The following is a 15,861-nucleotide window of genomic DNA, read 5'->3' on the forward strand; positions in this document are numbered from 1 at the left end:
TGGGGTTTGCCCCCCCCCCCCCGCATGCACGCCCCTTGGGGGGGGCGGTGCTTCCCCCCCCCGCCCTCGGGGGCGTGGCTGTCGTCCGCCTTCCCCCCCCCCCCCCCCCCCCCCCCCGTCCGGCATCCGGGCGAGGCCGTCGGAGGGGCCCGGCCCCCCGGCCCCGGCCCCTCCGTGCGGCTCTCACCCGCGGTGCGCGCCCCCTGCGGGGGCGTCCCCGCCGGACCGGTACCGAGGTACCGAGCCCGCGGGCCGTCAGTCGGTCGGTGCCAGGTGGTGGGCACCGGCCGCGAGGGCGGCGGCCGAGGCGGTGTACGCGGGCTTGGGCCGGTAGCCGTTGTCGAACATGGTGGCGGCGCCGTAGCCGGGGAAGGTGCCGGGGATCCACGAGTCCGGGTCACCCACGTCCCACTGGGTGATGCCCACGCAGCGGGGGACGGCCAGGCAGGTCCTGACCACGCCGGCGTAGTCATCGGCCTGGCGGGCCAACGCGGCGCTGTTCGCCGGGAGTTGGATCCGGTCGTCGAGTTCGGTGACGGCGACGTCGACGCCGAGCGCGGTGAACCGCTGGAGGTTGGCCTTCAGGCTCGCGGGGACCTGGCCGACGACGAAGTGGGCCTGGAAGCCGACGCCGTCGATCGGGACGCCCTGGCTCTTGAGCGACTTCACCAGCCGGTACATCGCATCGCTCTTGGCGTTCAGGCCCTCGATGTTGTAGTCGTTCAGGTACAGCTTGGCGTTCGGGTCGGCGGCCCGGGCGGTGCGCAGCGCGTCGGCGACGTAGCCGTCGCCCAGTGCGTTGTGGAACGGGTCGTCGGTGCGGAAGCTGCCGTCCTCGTTGAACGCCTCGTTGACCACGTCCCAGGCGTAGACCTGGCCCTTGTAGTGGCCGGCCTCGGCGGTGATGTGGCGCCGCATGGCGGCGCGCAGCTGGTCGGCGGGCAGGCCGCGGACCCAGGAGGGCAGCTGGTTGTGCCAGACCAGGGTGTGGCCGCGCAGCCGCATCCCGTTGGCCTTGGCGTAGGAGGCGATCCGGTCGCCGGGGGCGAAGTTGAAGCTGCCGGGCCCGGGCTCGGTGGTGTCCCACTTCATCTCGTTGGCGGGGGTGAGCATGCCGAACTCCCTGCCCGCGACCGCGGTGAGGGAGGGGTTGTTCAGGTCCGACTGGGCGAGGGAGGCGCCGAAGTAGATCCCCCTGGCCTGGGCGAGCGAGCGCAGGGAGCTCCCCGCCGCACCGGCCTGGCCGGTCGGCAGCAGGGCGGTGACGGCCAGGGCGGTCGCGGCGGCGACGGCGAGGGAGCGGGCGGCGTGGCGGGCGCGCCCGGGGCGGGGGAGGCGGGACGTCGGGAACTGCACCGGCGTGGTCCTTTCTCGTCGGGTGGGGCGAGGAGGGGGACGTGCGGTGTGCCTGGAACGCCGGAGGTGCGGGAGCGGCCGAGCGACCAAGTGGCCAAGCGGCCGAGCGGCCATGCGGCCATTCGGCCATCGAAAGTTTCGGCTCATCCTCCGACTTCTTGAGGGGACGGTAGGGGCGGGCCCGACGGCCCGTCAACCTTTCTGACATGAACCGCTTCGGCCGGGTGCGCCACGAGCCCGGGGGACGGCTCGCGGCGCGGGCCGCCTCAGGCCTCGGAAACGGGGGCCGGGGCACCCCCTCGCGGCGGCGCCGTGCTGCTGCGTTCGACCAGGCTGGTGGCCAGGTCCACCCGCCGGGTCCCGGGCCGCGTCCCACGGGCCAGGTCGATGACCAGCCTGGTCGCCACCTCGGCCATCTCGGTCAGCGGCTGGCGCACGGTGGTCAGCGGCGGGCCCACCCAGCGGGCCAGCGGCAGGTCGTCGAAGCCGACCACGCTGAGGTCCTCCGGGATGCGCAGCCCCAGTTCGCGGGCGGCCTCGTACAGCCCGAGCGCCTGGAGGTCGTTCCCGGCGAACACGGCGGTCGGCCGGTCCGGCATCGCGAGCAGCTCCAGGCCGAGCCGGTGCCCGGCCTCGTGATGGAAGTCGCCCTCGCGGACGAGCCGCGGGTCGTACGGGATGCCCGCCATGTCGAGCGCGGCCCGGTAGCCGTCGGCCCGGGCCCGGCTGCACATCATCCGGGCGGGCCCGGCGATCAGGCCGATCCGGCGGTGGCCGAGGTCGAGCAGGTGCCGGGTGGCGGCGAGGCCGCCGTCCCAGTTGGTGGTGCCGACGGCGGGCACCTCCTGACCCGGGTCGCCGGCCGGGTCCATCACCACGAAGGGGATGTCCCGGCTGGAGAGCTGCTCCCGCAGCGCGCGGTCCAGGTCTGACAGCACCAGCACCACGCCGGTCGGGCGGCGGGCGAGCACGCCGTCCACCCAGGACTGGCCGGGCCCGTGCCGTTCGGCGGACTCGGAGAGGACGATGCTCAGGCCCTCCTCGCGCACGACGTTCTCGACGCCGCGGATCACCTCCACCGCCCAGGCGCTCTCCAGTTCGTGGAAGACCAGCTCCAGCAGCGGGTTGGCCTGGCGGTTGCCGCGCCGCCGGTAGCCGTGCCGGTGCAGCAGCTCCTCCACCCGCTCCCGGGTGGCCGGGGCGACGTCGGCCCGGCCGTTCAGGACTTTCGAAACCGTCGGTGCGGAGACCCCGGCCTCCTGTGCGATCTCGGCGAGCGTTGCCGCTCTGGTCATGAGTTCCTCCTGCACTGCCCCTGCTGGGCGAACTCCGCTGCGGACATGGCCGTACGACGCGGCCGAGGCCGTGCCGTACCGCAGGGATGCTAGCCCCCGCCGTAGCGAAACCGATCCCGTCAGGTCTCTTGACTGGCCGTCAACACGGACCTAGGTTTCCAGCAAGTTTCGCCGACTCGCTCGAAATATTCGAATCAGAGGGCAGGAAATGGGATCGAGAATCGCCGCGGTCGCCGCGGTCACCGTGCTCGTCCTCGGCACCACCGCCGCATGCGGCTCCGGAGGCGGCTCCTCCGACGCCGGCTCCGGGACGATCCACGTGCTGGTCTACGGTGACGCCGCCAACAAGGTCGAGAAGCAGCTCGTCGAGACCTTCAACAAGACCTCCAAGGTCAAGGTGGTGCTGGACACCATCCCCGGCGCGGACTACCAGCAGAAGCTGCAGACCGTGATCAACACCTCGCGGGCCCCCGACGTCTTCTTCAACTGGGGCGGCGGCTCCATCCAGCCGTTCGTCAAGGCGGGACTGCTGCTGCCGCTGGACGACTTCATCGCCAAGGACCCGGGTCTGAAGGACAACTTCCTGCCTGCGGTCTTCAACTCGGCGGTGGTGGACGGCAAGCCGTACGGCGTGCCGATGCGCGGCACCCAGCCGGTGCTGCTGTTCCACAACAAGCAGGTGCTCGCAGACGCCGGGCTCACCCCGCCGAAGACCTGGGACGAACTGGTCGCCGCCACCAAGGCGTTGAAGGCCAAGGGCATCACCCCGATCGCGCTCGGCGGCGGGGACCAGTGGCCGACCCTGATGTGGTTCGAGTACCTCTACGACCGGATCGCCGGCCCCGAACTGTTCCAGCGCGCGCTGAACGGCGACAAGGCCGCCTGGGCGAGCGAGGACAGCCGCAAGGCGCTGAGCACCCTCAAGGAACTGGTCGACGCCGGCGCCTTCGGCAGCAACTTCGACTCCGTCAAGTTCACCGACGGAGGCTCCCCGGCCCTGGTCGCCAAGGGCAAGGCCGCCTTCGAACTGATGGGCTCCTGGTACTACTCCACGCAGCAGGACGCCAACCCCGACTTCGCCAAGTCCGGCCTCGGCTACACCGGCTTCCCCTCCGTGAGCGGCGGCAAGGGCGACCCGGCCGCCGTCGTCGGCAACACCAACAACTTCTACTCCGTCCTGAAGAAGACCAAGTACCCGGACGCCGCCGCCGCCTTCCTCAAGCTGATGTACTCGGACGACTTCGTGAAGGCGCAACTGGCCATCGGCAACCTGCCGACCACCACCAGCACCGCCAACTTCCTCGACCTCTCGGCCAGCCCCGCCTACTCCAAGGCCCAGTACGAGCTGGTGAAGGCCGCGCCGTCCTTCCAGCTCTCCTGGGACCAGGCCTACCCGCCGAGCGCCATGACCCCCATGCACACCGCCGTCCAGCAGTTCTTCGACGGCCGGATCGACACCGACGGCTTCATCAAGGCCATGAGCGCCTTGCCGACCTCATGACCCGCCCCGCGCGCCCCGCCGCGGCGGCGACCCGCCCGGGCTTCGTGTGGGCGCTGCCTGCGGCGGTGTTCTTCCTGCTGTTCGCGTTCGTGCCGCTGGCCCTGGTCGCCGTGCTGTCCTTCACCAGCTGGGACGGCATCGGCGAACCGCACTTCAACGGCCTGGACAACTGGACCTCCCTCTTCGACGACCCGGTGATGCTCCAGTCCGTCTGGACCACCCTGCTGCTCACCGCCCTCGGCGTGGTCGTCCAGACGCCGGTCAGCATCCTGATCGGCGTCTGGGCCGCCGGGCACCAGCGCAACCGAGCGGTTCTCTCCGCGATCTACTTCGTGCCGCTGCTGCTCTCGGCCACCGCCGTCTCGGTGGTGTGGCGGGCCGTCCTCGACCCCAACTTCGGCGTCCCCGCCCAGCTCACCTGGCTGTTCGGCGACGGCAACCTGCTCGGCACCAAGGGCGGCGCGATCGCCGTGCTGACCTTCGTCGGCGTGTGGCAGTACACCCCGCTGCACGCGCTGCTCTACCAGGGCGGCGCCCGGGCCATCCCCCAGGTGCTCTACCAGGCGGCCGCCATCGACGGGGCGGGCCGGGTGCGGCAGTTCTTCCACATCACCCTGCCGCAGCTGCGCAACACGGTCATCACCTCGGTGATCCTCATGGTCGTCGGCGGCCTGACCACCTTCGACACGGTGCTGATCCTCACCCAGGGCGGCCCGGGCACCGACACCACCGTCACCGCCTACTACATGTACCAGAAGGCGTTCAAGGGCTTCGAGTTCGGCCCGGGCTCGGCCGTCGCCCTGGTCCTCGTGGTGGTCGCCACCCTGATCTCGCTCGTGCTGGTCCGGCTCTCCGGCTACGACCGCATGCGCGGCACGACGGAGGGCATGTGATGCGCCGCCGCCCCAACCTCCTGGCCGGCTTCGGCTCCCTGGTCTGGCTGGCGCTGATCGGCCTGCCGCTGTACGTCCTGCTGATCGCCACCTTCCGCACCCGCGCCGACTACTCCACCGAGGGCCCGCTGAGCCCGCCCGCCCAGTGGACCCTGCAGAACTACCTGGACGACTTCTCCAACGGCTTCGGCCAGGACTTCCTCAACACCCTGACCGTCACCGCCGGCGTGGTCGCCATCGTGTTGCTGGTCGTCCCCCCGCTCGCCTACGCCATCGTGCGCGCCCGCGGCCGGGCCACCGGCTGGGTCTTCCGGCTGTTCCTGCTGGGCCTGGCGATCCCCGCCCAGGCGGTGATCGTGCCGATGTTCTACGTCATGAACCAGACCGGGCTGTACGACCACCTGATCGGCATCGTCCTGCCCACCGCCGCCTTCTGCCTGCCCGTCTGCACCCTGGTGCTGACCGGGGCGATGCGCGACATCAGCCCCGAGCTGTACGAGGCGATGGCGATGGACGGCGCCTCCCCGGCCCGGGTCTTCCGGCAGCTGGTGATCCCGCTGTCCAAGGGCGGGCTGTCCTCGATCACCGTCTTCGCCGCGCTCCAGGCGTGGAACGGCTTCCTCTTCCCGCTGATCCTCACCCAGTCCGACTCCACCAAGGTCATCACCCTCGGCCTGTACGACTTCCAGACCGAACACGGCGTGGACGTGCCCGCACTGCTCAGCGCCGTCGTGCTGTCCATGCTCCCCATCCTCGTCGTCTACCTGTTCGCCCGCCGCGCCCTGGTCCAGGGACTGACGGGCGTGGGAGGAAAATGAACCACCGCCAGCGCACGGAGACCGCGCCCGCCTGGCGGGACGCCGCGCTCACCCCGCAGGCCAGGGCCGACGCCCTGATCGCGGCGATGACGCTCCGGGAGAAGACCGCCCAACTGGTCGGCCTGTGGGTCGGGGCCGACGGCGAGGGCGACGAAGTCGCCCCCCACCAGCACGACATGGAGGAGCCGCCCGACCTCGACACCCTGCTGCCGTACGGACTCGGCCAGCTGACCCGCCCGTTCGGCACGGCCCCGGTCGACCCGGCGATCGGCGCGCTCTCCCTGCTGCGCACCCAGCAGCGCATCGCCGCCGCCAACCGCTTCGGCATCCCCGCGCTGGCCCACGAGGAGTGCCTGGCCGGCTTCGCCGCCTGGGGCGCCACGGCCTACCCCGTGCCGCTGTCCTGGGGCGCCACCTTCAACCCGGACCTCGTCCGGACCACGGCCGCCGCCATCGGGCACGACCTGCGGGCCGTCGGCGTGCACCAGGGCCTCGCTCCGGTGCTCGACGTGGTCCGCGACGCCCGCTGGGGCCGGGTCGAGGAGACGATCGGCGAGGACCCGTACCTCGTCGGCACCGTTGCCACCGCCTACGTCCAGGGCCTGGAGTCGGCCGGGGTCGTCGCCACCCTCAAGCACTTCGCCGGGTACTCCGCCTCCCGGGCCGGGCGCAACCTCGCCCCCGTCTCGATGGGCCCGCGCGAGCGCGCCGACGTCATCCTGCCGCCCTTCGAGATGGCCGTGCGCGAAGGGCGGCCCCGCTCGGTCATGCACGCCTACACCGACACCGACGGCCTCCCCTCCGCCGCCGACCAGGACCTCCTCACCGGCCTGCTCCGGGACACCTGGGGCTTCACCGGCACCGTCGTCGCCGACTACTTCGGCATCGCCTTCCTCAAGACCCTGCACGGCGTCGCCGAGGACTGGTCCGACGCCGCCGGCCTGGCCCTGGGCAGCGGGGTCGACGTCGAACTGCCGACCGTCGACACCTTCGGACAGCCCCTGTTCGACGCCGTCGTCTCGGGCGCCGTCCCGGAACGGCTGGTCGACCGGGCGCTGCGCCGCGTCCTCGTCCAGAAGGCCGAGCTCGGGCTGCTGGACGAGGACTGGAGCCCCGTCCCGGCCGCCCTCGCCGACGCGGACCTGGGCGACCCCCGGGCGCTGCGCGGCCGGATCGACCTGGACGGGCCCGCCAACCGCGCACTCGCCGCCGAACTCGCCGAACAGGCCGTGGTGCTGCTGCGCAACGACGGCCTGCTGCCCCTGCGCGACCCGGCCCGGATCGCGCTGATCGGCCCGAACGCCGACGAGCCCACCGCGGTGCTCGGCTGCTACTCCTTCCCCGTCCACGTCGGCAGCCGGCACCCGGACACCCAGCCCGGCCTCGAACTCCCCACCCTGCGGGAGGCGCTGGAGAAGGAGTTCCCCGGCAGCGAGCTGCGGACGGTGCAGGGCGTGACGGTCGACGGCGAGTCCACCGCCGGCATCGTCGAGGCCGTCCGCGCCGCCAAGCGGGCGGACGTGGTGGTGCTCGCCCTCGGCGACCGCGCCGGACTGTTCGGGCGCGGCACCAGCGGCGAGGGCTGCGACGTCGAGTCGCTCGAACTCCCGGGAAAGCAGCGGCAGTTGCTGGAGGCAGTGCTGGACACCGGGACACCGGTGGTGCTCACCCTGCTCGCCGGACGGCCGTACGCGCTCGGCCGGGCCGTCACCGAGGCGGCCGGGATCGTCCAGTGCTTCTTCCCCGGCCAGGCCGGCACCCGGGCCCTCGCGGGCGTGCTCAGCGGGCGCGTCAACCCGTCCGGCCGGCTGCCCGTCTCCGTCCCCGCTCACCCCGGCGTCCAGCCCTCCACCTACCTGGCCGCCCGGCTGGCGCAGGCGGGCGAGGTCTCCAGCACCGACCCGACCCCCGCGTTCGGCTTCGGACACGGCCTCGGCTACACCGAGTTCGCCTGGTCCGACCTGGAGGTGCAGCAGGCCGAGACCACAACCGACGGCGCGTTCCGCCTCAGCTTTCTGCTGTGCAACACCGGCGCCCGGGCCGGTACCGACGTGGTGCAGCTGTACCTCCACGACCCGGTGGCCACCGTGGTCCAGCCGGTGCAGCGGCTGGTCGGCTACCGGCGGATCGAGCTGGCCCCCGGAGCGGCCTGCCGGGTGGAGCTGACCCTCCCCGCCGACCTGGCCTCCTTCACCGGGCGGGACGGCGAGCGGATCGTCGAACCCGGCGCTCTGGAGCTTCGGATCTCCGCCTCCAGCACCGACGCCCGCCTCACCGCGCCGCTGCGCCTCACCGGCCCGGTCCGCCCGCTCGACCACACCCGGCGGCTGCACCCGACCGTCACCGTCCACCAACTCCCCTCTGCCGCAACCCCGTAGCGGGGTTCCCCGGGCAGCTCGACTCCTGAGCCGCCGCCGCCCCTCGGCCGGGGGCGGCGGCGGACGGTTTTCAGGGCGGCCCGGCGGCCCGGCGGGGTCGCTCAGCCGTGGTGCGGCTGCCGGGCGCCCGGGGCGGTGGCGGCGGAGCTGCCGTCCAGGCCCATGAAGTGGACGGCGTCGGCGGCCATCGGCGTGCCCTGGATCGGGAGTTGGTGGCCGGCGCCGACGATGCTGTACGTCTCGACCTGCGTCCTGCCGGAGCGGTCGGCGTACCGGGACCGGTTCCAGTTGGCGGCCGGGGTGTCCGTCGAGGACGGGGTCTGGCCCACGCCGAGGACGTTCGTCCACTGCTTGGTCTCTTCGCCGAGGTTGCGCTGGTTCAGGATGGGGTCGGCGGTGCCGTGCCACAGCTGCACACGGGGGCGGGGCCCGTTGTAGCCGGGGTCGGCGCGGCGCGCCAGGTCGCCCCACTGCTGCGCGGTCATGGAGACCTGACCCCCGGCGCAGGCGCCGTTCCAGCCGCGCACGGTGCCCGTGTGGAAGCAGTGGTACGGCACGCCCATGAACGCGGCGCCCGCCTTGAACACGTCCGGGTAGTCCGCGAGCATGACGTTCGTCATCATGCCGCCCGAGGACTCGCCGGTGACGTACACGGCGCCGGGGTTGCCGCCGTAGTGCTGTTCCGTGTACGTGATCATCGACATCAGCCCGACCGGGTCACTGCCGCCGTTGCGGGTCAGCGCCTGGTCGGAGGAGACGTCCCAACAGCTGCCGCCGGGGCTGGTCGAGGGGTAGACGACGATGAAGCCGTACCGGTCGGCCAGCCCCGCGAAGTCCGTGCTGGAGTACATGTACGGCCCGGAGCCCTGGCAGCCGTGCAGCGCCAGCAGGATCGCCGGGTGCGGCTTGACGCCGTTCGGGACGTACACGTGCATCTGCAGGTTGGTCGGATTGTTGCCGAAGGCCGTGACCTGGGTCAGTGACGCGGCGGCGGCCGGGGGAGCGGCGGACAGGCTCACCCCTGCCGCGGCGCCGACCGCCAGCAGTACGGCGAGCAGGCGGGACTTCAGGTGCCGGGAACGCAAGATGGGACCCCTTCTCTGTGGACGGTTGACGGCGGTGCCGGTGCCGTTGCGAAGGCGCTGCGGGCGCCACGAGTTGTGAGCGCTCACATTTCGGCAAACCGGGCTCCGCCCCTGCTTCGGTTTCCGGTGTCGGCTGTTGACGCTGCGGCAATGGCCGGTGCCTGTCAAGGAGTGGTCGGGCCGCTTCTGCGGCATCCCGGCGATGCGGCCGCTGGAAGCGGTTCTGCCGGTGCAAGTTTCACGGGCGGCGGCGGGTCCAAGGGCTCGTAGCGCCGGTCAGGTGCACCAGAACAGGAACTGCTTGCAGGTCGGTGTTGGTGTCGGTGTGGGCGTTGCCGTGGGCCCGGCCGGGCCGGGCGAGTGCCCGGTGGTCGGCGCCGCCGTGGGCTGCGGAGCGGGCGGCCCGCTCGGGGCGGTGCGCGACGGCGCGGCGGTGGTCCTCGACGCGCTGGGCCGGGCGCTGGGAGTCGACGGTTGCGCCGTGGGACTCGCGCTCCTCGGGGCGGCGCTCGCCGTGATGGGAACGCTCACAGTGCCCGGAGCGGACGGCGTGGCCGTCGACGCGGACGCCGCCGTCCGGTCCGCCGGGAGCGGGACCGCCTCGCCGTCGCCCTGGCCGAGCGCCACCACGGCGGTGGCCAGTCCGCCCGCCGCCACAGCGAGCGCGGCCAGGGCGAGCCGGGTGCCGCGCCGCCGGGTCGTTCGCCGCCGGGCCCTCCGGGGCGCGGAAACCATGGCGGTCGGGTCCGTGGTCGGGCCTTCCCGCCCCTGCTCGGGGAGTTCCCCCTGCCGGGGGAGTTCCTCCTGCGGCCGCCCGCAGCCCGGACAGGACAGCGCGCCGTTGAGGTGGCGTTGGCAGAGCGTGCAGTAACTCATTCGATCTTCCGTAGCTGCCCGTGCGTCACGACGGGTGTTCTGCGGAGCGTACGCAGATCCGCCCCGGCCGCGACACCGGCCCGGGGCGAGGCTTCTGCGGAGATCACGTGTGGTTCGCGTGAGGTGGACCTGCCGGCCGAGCGAACAGGAGGCCGGGCAAGGCGGTGATTGATGGGATGTATCCAGCGCCGGAGGCCTCGGACTGCGAAGGTCGACCGGTGAAGTGCCGTGCTGGGGAAGCTCATTGCCTGGAGGGGCGAGTGAACTCCCTTCCTGGACATGGGATCACCTGCTACGTTGACGCCGTGTCCCTGACCGACAGAGCAATCACCCGGATCCGTCAGATGATCAGCGAGGGCGAGCTGCTCCCCGGAGCGAAGCTGCCCCCCGAGCAGCAGCTCGCGGCGGAACTCGGCCTGTCCCGGAACCTGACGCGCGAAGCGGTCAAGTCGCTGGTCGTCGCCCGGGTCCTGGAGATCCGGCGCGGCGACGGGACGTACGTGACGAGCCTGGCCCCCGCGCTGCTGCTGGAAGGGCTCGGCGGCGCGGTCGAACTGCTGCAGGGCGACACCGTCCTGGAGCTCACCGAGGTGCGCCGGCTCTTCGAGCCCGCCGCCACCGCCCTGGCCGCCACCCGCATCACCGACGAGGACCTCGCCGAGGTCGAGCGCCACCTGTCGGCCATGCGGGACGCGAAGGACGACGTCGAGCTGCTGATCCGGCACGACGCCGCCTTCCACCGGTCGGTCGTCCACGCCACCCGCAACGAGACCCTGGCCACCCTGCTGGAGCACATCTCCGGACGCACGCTGCGGGCCCGCGTGTGGCGCGGACTCACCGACGCCGAGGCGGCCGGGCGGACCGTCGCCGAGCACGAGGCGATCCACCGGGCCCTGGTCGCCCGCGACCCCGAACTCGCCCGGGCGGCGGCCCTGATGCACGTCAACACCACCGAATGCTGGCTGCGCGACCACCTGGCCGAGGGACAGCGGCCCCCCGCGACCGAGGAGTTCTGACGTGCACCCCCACCGGACCCCCACCGACCCGCTCTGGTACCGCCGCCCCGCCGAAGGCTTCCTGGAGGCGCTGCCGCTCGGCAACGGCCGCCTCGGCGCCATGACGTACGGGGGCGTGCACACCGAGCGGATCGAGCTCAACGCGGACACCCTGTGGTCCGGCGGGCCCGGCCCCCGCGACCGGGCGGGCGCCGCCGCCCACCTGCCCGCCCTGCGGGAGGCGGTACTGCGCGAGCGCGACCACGCCGCCGCCCACGCGATCGCCGCCGCCCACTTCGGCGGCCCCCGGACGGAGGCGTACCAGCCGCTGGCCACCCTCCGGCTCACCTTCCCCTCCCACGGCGAGGAAGAGGCCGCCGACTACCGCCGCGCCCTGGACCTCGACCGGGCCGTGCACACGGTGTCGTACACGGCGGGCGGGGTGCGCCACCGGCGGGAGAGCTTCGTCTCCGCCCCCGCCGGCGTGCTGGTCCTGCGCCTCGGCGCGGACACCCCCGGAGTCCTCTCCTTCCGCGCGGACCTCGCCACCCCCCACCCGGCCGAGGCCCCGTCGGCCGAACCCCGCACCGCCACCGTGTCGGTGCACGGGCGGGCCCCCGTCAGCGTCGTGAGCTGGGCCGGCGGGGAGACGGCGTACCGCGAGGACGAGGGCACCGGCTTCGCGGCCGTCGTCCAGCTGCGTACGGTGGGCGGGAGCCGCACCGCCACCGACGGCCGGATCGAGGTCACCGGCGCCGACGAGGCGGTGCTGCTCGTCGCCGTCGGCACCGGGTACCGCGGCTGGCAGCGCCCGCCGGACGGCCCCGGGACGGCACTCGCCGAGGCCCGCCGCCGGCTGGACGAGGCCGGGGGACAGGGGTACGACCAGCTGCGCGACGCCCACACCGCCGACCACGGGCGGCTCTTCGGCGCAGCCGGCCTCCGGCTCCACGACCCGGCGTCCGCAGCGGCGGCCGAACTCCCGACCGACGAGCGCCTCGCCGCCGCCGACAAGGACCACCCGGACGCGGGGCTCGCCGCCCTGCTCTTCGCCTACGGCCGCTACCTGCTGATCGCCTCCTCCCGCCCCGGCACCCAGCCCGCCAACCTCCAGGGCATCTGGAACAACGACATCACCCCGCCGTGGAGCAGCAACTGGACGTCCAACATCAACCTCCAGATGAACTACTGGCCCGCCGAGACCACCGGCCTGGCCGAATGCCACGAGCCGCTGTTCGACCTGGTCACCGACCTCGCCGAGGCCGGCCGCTCCACAGCCCGCGCCTACTACGACGCCCCGGGCTGGTGCTGCCACCACAACGTCGACCTCTGGCGCGCCACCAACCCCGTCCCGGGGGACCCGGTCTGGGCCCACTGGTCCATGGCGGGCCCGTGGCTGGCCGCCCACCTGTGGGACCACCACCTCTTCCACGGCGACCGCGCCTTCCTCGCCGACCGCGCCTACCCGGTGATGCGCGAGGCCGCCCGCTTCCTCACCCACCTCCTGGTCGAGGACGCCGACGGCACACTGCTCACCTGCCCCTCCACCTCTCCCGAGCACCACTTCCGGCTCGCCGACGGCACCCTGGCCGCCGTCGATGCGGGCAGCACCATGGACCACTGGCTCGCGGCAGAACTCCTCGACAACACCGTCACGGCCGCCCGCGAGCTGGGCGTCGACCACGAACTCGCCGAGGAACTGGCCCGCGTCCGCGCCCGGCTGCGCCGCCCCGGGCTGGCCGCCGACGGCCGCCTCCTGGAATGGCGGGACGACCTCCCCGAGGAGGACCCCGGCCACCGTCACCTCTCCCACCTCTACGGCCTCTACCCGGGCAGCGCCGTCGACCCGCTCGGCGACGACACCCTGCTGGACGCGGCCCGCCTCGCCCTGGACCGCCGCCTCCGGCACGGCGGGGGCGGCACCGGCTGGAGCCTCGCCTGGGTCGCCGCGCTCGCCGCCCGCCTCGGCGACGGCGCCCTCGTCGGCAGCGCCGTCGAGCGCCTGCTCGCCACCTCGATCGCGCCCAACCTGCTCGACCTGCACCCGCCGCAGCTCTTCCAGATCGACGGCAACTTCGGCATCACCGCCGCCATCGCCGAGTCGCTGCTCCAGAGCCACAACGGCATCCTGCGGCTGCTGCCCGCCCTGCCGCCGTCCTGGCCGGACGGCGACGTCCGCGGCCTGCGCGCCCGGGGCGGGCTCACGGTCGGCCTGAGCTGGCGCCAGGGCCTGCTGACCGGAGCGGAACTGCACGCCGCCCGGGACGCCGAGGTCGAGCTGCACCTGCCCGAGCGCGAGGGCCGGCCGGTCGTGACCGACGAGCAGGGCAAGCCGGTCGCGGCGCCGGGCTCCGCACGGCGTCTGCGGCTGCACCTGGCGGCGGGCGGCCGCCACCGGCTCGGCTATCCGCAGCCGGACCTCGGCCACTGACCCGCCGAGGGGTCACGTCACGGGGCAGGGACGGTGCCCGGTGCCAGGCGCCCGGCGCGGGCTCCGGCCGGACCGGGGTCACTCCTGCGGCGCGGGTGCCACCGCCAGCGCCTCGACCACGAGGGCGTGGCCGGGGCGGTCGGCCAGGCCCGGGGCGGCCAGGCCGACCTGGGCGAGGTACCGGCCGGTCAGGGTGAGCGGGGCCGTCCGCCGGGCCCAGGCGGGCCAGGTGGGCTCGGGGGAGGAGAGCTCGGGGCGCACCCGCAGGGTGTAGCGCGTGCCGGGCTCCAGCCCCGGGAGGCGTACGGGCGCGCCGTTCTCGGCGGCGGAGGTCTCCAGCTGGACGTACGCGAAGAGGGCGTGGGCCCGGTCCCGCGAGACGACGCCGTGGACCCAGGCGGCGGGGTCGGGGTGGTCGGTGCGCACGACGTCGCCGCCGTGGAGCAGTGGCCGCAGCTGCTTGTAGGCGTCGATCCACGCGGCCAGCGCCGCCAGGTCCTCCTGCGGCCAGCCGGAGATGTCGGACTCGATGCCGGCGTGCCCGAACAGGGCGGTGGCGCAGCGGAAGGCGAGCGTCGTGTCGCGGTGGCTGATGTGGGCGGGGGAGGAGCCGACGTGGGAGCCGATCAGCTCGTAGGGCAGCAGCAGGCCGGTCCAGCGCTGGATGGCCTGGCGTTCGATCGGGTCGATGTTGTCCGAGCCCCAGATCCGGTCCGTGCGTTCGAGGATGCCGAGGTCGGCGCGGGCCCCGCCGGAGGAGCAGGACTCGATCTCCAGCCCGGGGTGGCGGGCCCGCAGTTCGTCCAGGAGCCGGTAGACCGCCGTCGTCTGGGCGTGCACGCCGGGGCGGCCGTCGTGGACGGCGTCGGCGAGGTCGCGGTTGTGGTCCCACTTGACGTAGTCGATGCCCACCTCGCCGACCAGGGTGCTGATCCGTTCCAGCAGGTAGGCGTGGGCGTCGGGGTGCGCGACGTCCAGCACGTGCTGGCTGCGCTGCTCGTACGGGAGGCGCTCGGGGTCGGCGAGGAACCAGTCGGGGTGGGCGCGGGCCAGGTCGGAGTCGGGGTTGACCATCTCGGGTTCGAACCAGAGGCCGAACTGCATGCCGAGGCGGTGGACGTGGTCGGCGAGCGGGCGCAGGCCGTCCGGCCAGACCTTCTCGTCGACGTACCAGTCGCCGAGGCCGGCCCGGTCGTGGCGGCGGTGGCGGAACCAGCCGTCGTCCACCACGAACCGTTCCACGCCGACCTCCGCCGCGGTCCGCGCGAAGGCGTGCAGCCGCTCGGGGTCGTGGTCGAAGTAGACCGCCTCCCAGATGTTCAGGGTGACGGGCCGGGCGGTGGCCGGGTGCTGCGGCCGGGCGCGGAGCATGGCGTGGAAGCCCCGGCTGATCCCGTCCAGGCCGGTGCCGGAGGTCGCGAAGTACACCCACGGGGTCCGGTGGGACTCGCCTTCCGCCAGCCGGATCTCACCGGCGTCCAGCAGTTCGCCGGCGCCGAGGACCGTCGTCCCGTCGGCCAGCCGCTCCGCGTACTGGACGTGGTTGCCGCTCCAGGCGGGGTGCACGCCCCAGACTTCGCCGTGCCGGAAGCCGAAGCCCTCGGTGCCGGTGAGCAGCAGCCCGGCGTCGAAGCCGGTGCGGCCGCGGCGGTTCTCCCTCGACCAGACGCCGTGCCGCAGCGGGGCGCGCTGCGGTGAGCGCTCACGGGCCCAGCGGCCGGTGAAGTCCAACAGTTCCGCGGCGTGGGCGGGCACCGGCAGCACGCAGGCCAGCGCCTCCACGGTGTAGGGCTGCGGCGCCGTGTTGGTCAGGGTGTGCCGCATCCGCACCACGCCCTGCTCCGTCATCTGAAGCTCGGTGTCCAGTGCGAGCCCCGCGCCGGGGTCCAGGGCGCGCGCGTGGACGGTGCCGCCCCGGCCGTCCCGGGCGCCGCGGACGGCGACGGGTTCGGCGAGTTCGAACCGCAGGGGGCGGACGCGCCCGTCGCGGTGCCCGGCCAGCGTCGGGCGGCCGAACCAGCCCGAGCCCCGCCCCTGGGAGGGCATCAGGCTCCCGCCCTGGTGGCGCGAGGTCCGGCCCATGGCGTCGAGCACCTGCGCGGCGTCACCGGCGCCGAAGCCGGGGTCGGCGCCCCAGTGCAGCACCCGGGGCGGCTCGGGTCCGGTGACGTCGAGCGCGAGGGCCGCTTCACCGGCCGTCAGCACGACGAGCTTCGCCTCAGTCATGTCGTCC

The 15,861-nt window shown here is 73.6% G+C and carries 11 protein-coding genes; 6 read left to right on the forward strand and 5 right to left on the reverse strand.

The genetic code is table 11. The annotated features are described in order from the left end of the window. Positions 1-255: 255 nt before the first annotated feature. Positions 256-1,356 (reverse strand): glycoside hydrolase family 10 protein, encoded by a 1,101-nt coding sequence (locus tag ACZ4W5_RS32675; RefSeq protein ID WP_465658623.1) that lies wholly within the window; start codon positions 1,354-1,356, stop codon positions 256-258. Positions 1,357-1,622: 266 nt separating this feature from the next. Continuing rightward, positions 1,623-2,651 (reverse strand): LacI family DNA-binding transcriptional regulator, encoded by a 1,029-nt coding sequence (locus ACZ4W5_RS32680; protein ID WP_402479886.1) that lies wholly within the window; start codon positions 2,649-2,651, stop codon positions 1,623-1,625. 208 nt (positions 2,652-2,859) lie between these two features. Here ACZ4W5_RS32680 and ACZ4W5_RS32685 point away from each other — a divergent pair, with 208 nt between their 5' ends. The 4 genes from ACZ4W5_RS32685 to ACZ4W5_RS32700 are packed head-to-tail and all read left to right on the forward strand — an operon-like array spanning position 2,860 to position 8,241. After that, on the forward strand, positions 2,860-4,152 hold the full coding sequence (locus tag ACZ4W5_RS32685) for an ABC transporter substrate-binding protein (protein ID WP_465658625.1): 1,293 nt from the start codon (positions 2,860-2,862) through the stop codon (positions 4,150-4,152). Continuing rightward, positions 4,149-5,045: a carbohydrate ABC transporter permease gene (locus ACZ4W5_RS32690; RefSeq protein ID WP_402479881.1), complete on the forward strand. Its 897-nt coding sequence runs from the start codon at positions 4,149-4,151 to the stop codon at positions 5,043-5,045. Before ACZ4W5_RS32685 ends, ACZ4W5_RS32690 begins: the two co-directional genes overlap by 4 nt. After that, entirely contained in the window at positions 5,045-5,863 is an 819-nt protein-coding gene (locus tag ACZ4W5_RS32695) for a carbohydrate ABC transporter permease (protein ID WP_360229291.1), read from the forward strand. The genes ACZ4W5_RS32690 and ACZ4W5_RS32695 overlap by 1 nt, the downstream gene beginning before the upstream one ends. Continuing rightward, positions 5,860-8,241, forward strand: a complete 2,382-nt coding sequence (locus ACZ4W5_RS32700) for a beta-xylosidase/alpha-l-arabinosidase (RefSeq protein ID WP_465658627.1) — start codon at positions 5,860-5,862, stop codon at positions 8,239-8,241. The genes ACZ4W5_RS32695 and ACZ4W5_RS32700 overlap by 4 nt, the downstream gene beginning before the upstream one ends. A gap of 101 nt (positions 8,242-8,342) precedes the next feature. Here the strand turns inward: ACZ4W5_RS32700 and ACZ4W5_RS32705 are convergent, their stop codons facing one another. Next, positions 8,343-9,326, reverse strand: coding sequence for an extracellular catalytic domain type 1 short-chain-length polyhydroxyalkanoate depolymerase (locus tag ACZ4W5_RS32705; protein WP_465658629.1), 984 nt, complete (start codon positions 9,324-9,326; stop codon positions 8,343-8,345). A gap of 276 nt (positions 9,327-9,602) precedes the next feature. Next, a complete protein-coding gene (locus ACZ4W5_RS32710; protein WP_465658630.1) occupies positions 9,603-10,202 on the reverse strand; it encodes a hypothetical protein in 600 nt (199 codons plus the stop codon). Positions 10,203-10,507: 305 nt separating this feature from the next. Between ACZ4W5_RS32710 and ACZ4W5_RS32715 the strand changes: the two genes are divergently transcribed. Continuing rightward, positions 10,508-11,218, forward strand: coding sequence for a FadR/GntR family transcriptional regulator (locus tag ACZ4W5_RS32715; RefSeq protein WP_465658631.1), 711 nt, complete (start codon positions 10,508-10,510; stop codon positions 11,216-11,218). Position 11,219: 1 nt separating this feature from the next. Further along, positions 11,220-13,628 (forward strand): glycosyl hydrolase family 95 catalytic domain-containing protein, encoded by a 2,409-nt coding sequence (locus ACZ4W5_RS32720; RefSeq protein ID WP_465658633.1) that lies wholly within the window; start codon positions 11,220-11,222, stop codon positions 13,626-13,628. Between the two features lie 78 nt (positions 13,629-13,706). Here the strand turns inward: ACZ4W5_RS32720 and ACZ4W5_RS32725 are convergent, their stop codons facing one another. Then, complete coding sequence (locus ACZ4W5_RS32725; RefSeq protein WP_465658634.1) at positions 13,707-15,854, reverse strand: alpha-galactosidase; 2,148 nt, start codon at positions 15,852-15,854, stop codon at positions 13,707-13,709. Between the last annotated feature and the right edge of the window lie 7 nt (positions 15,855-15,861).

This window comes from Kitasatospora sp. NPDC029367, from assembly GCF_055569135.1.

What these genes read in the sequence shown, in the direction of transcription:
- ACZ4W5_RS32680 (WP_402479886.1), bottom strand. Translation starts at nt 2,651, where the DNA reads ATGACCAGAGCGGCAACGCTCGCCGAGATCGCACAGGAGGCCGGGGTC.
- ACZ4W5_RS32685 (WP_465658625.1), top strand. Translation starts at nt 2,860, where the DNA reads ATGGGATCGAGAATCGCCGCGGTCGCCGCGGTCACCGTGCTCGTCCTC.
- ACZ4W5_RS32690 (WP_402479881.1), top strand. Translation starts at nt 4,149, where the DNA reads ATGACCCGCCCCGCGCGCCCCGCCGCGGCGGCGACCCGCCCGGGCTTC.
- ACZ4W5_RS32695 (WP_360229291.1), top strand. Translation starts at nt 5,045, where the DNA reads ATGCGCCGCCGCCCCAACCTCCTGGCCGGCTTCGGCTCCCTGGTCTGG.
- ACZ4W5_RS32700 (WP_465658627.1), top strand. Translation starts at nt 5,860, where the DNA reads ATGAACCACCGCCAGCGCACGGAGACCGCGCCCGCCTGGCGGGACGCC.
- ACZ4W5_RS32710 (WP_465658630.1), bottom strand. Translation starts at nt 10,202, where the DNA reads ATGAGTTACTGCACGCTCTGCCAACGCCACCTCAACGGCGCGCTGTCC.
- ACZ4W5_RS32725 (WP_465658634.1), bottom strand. Translation starts at nt 15,854, where the DNA reads ATGACTGAGGCGAAGCTCGTCGTGCTGACGGCCGGTGAAGCGGCCCTC.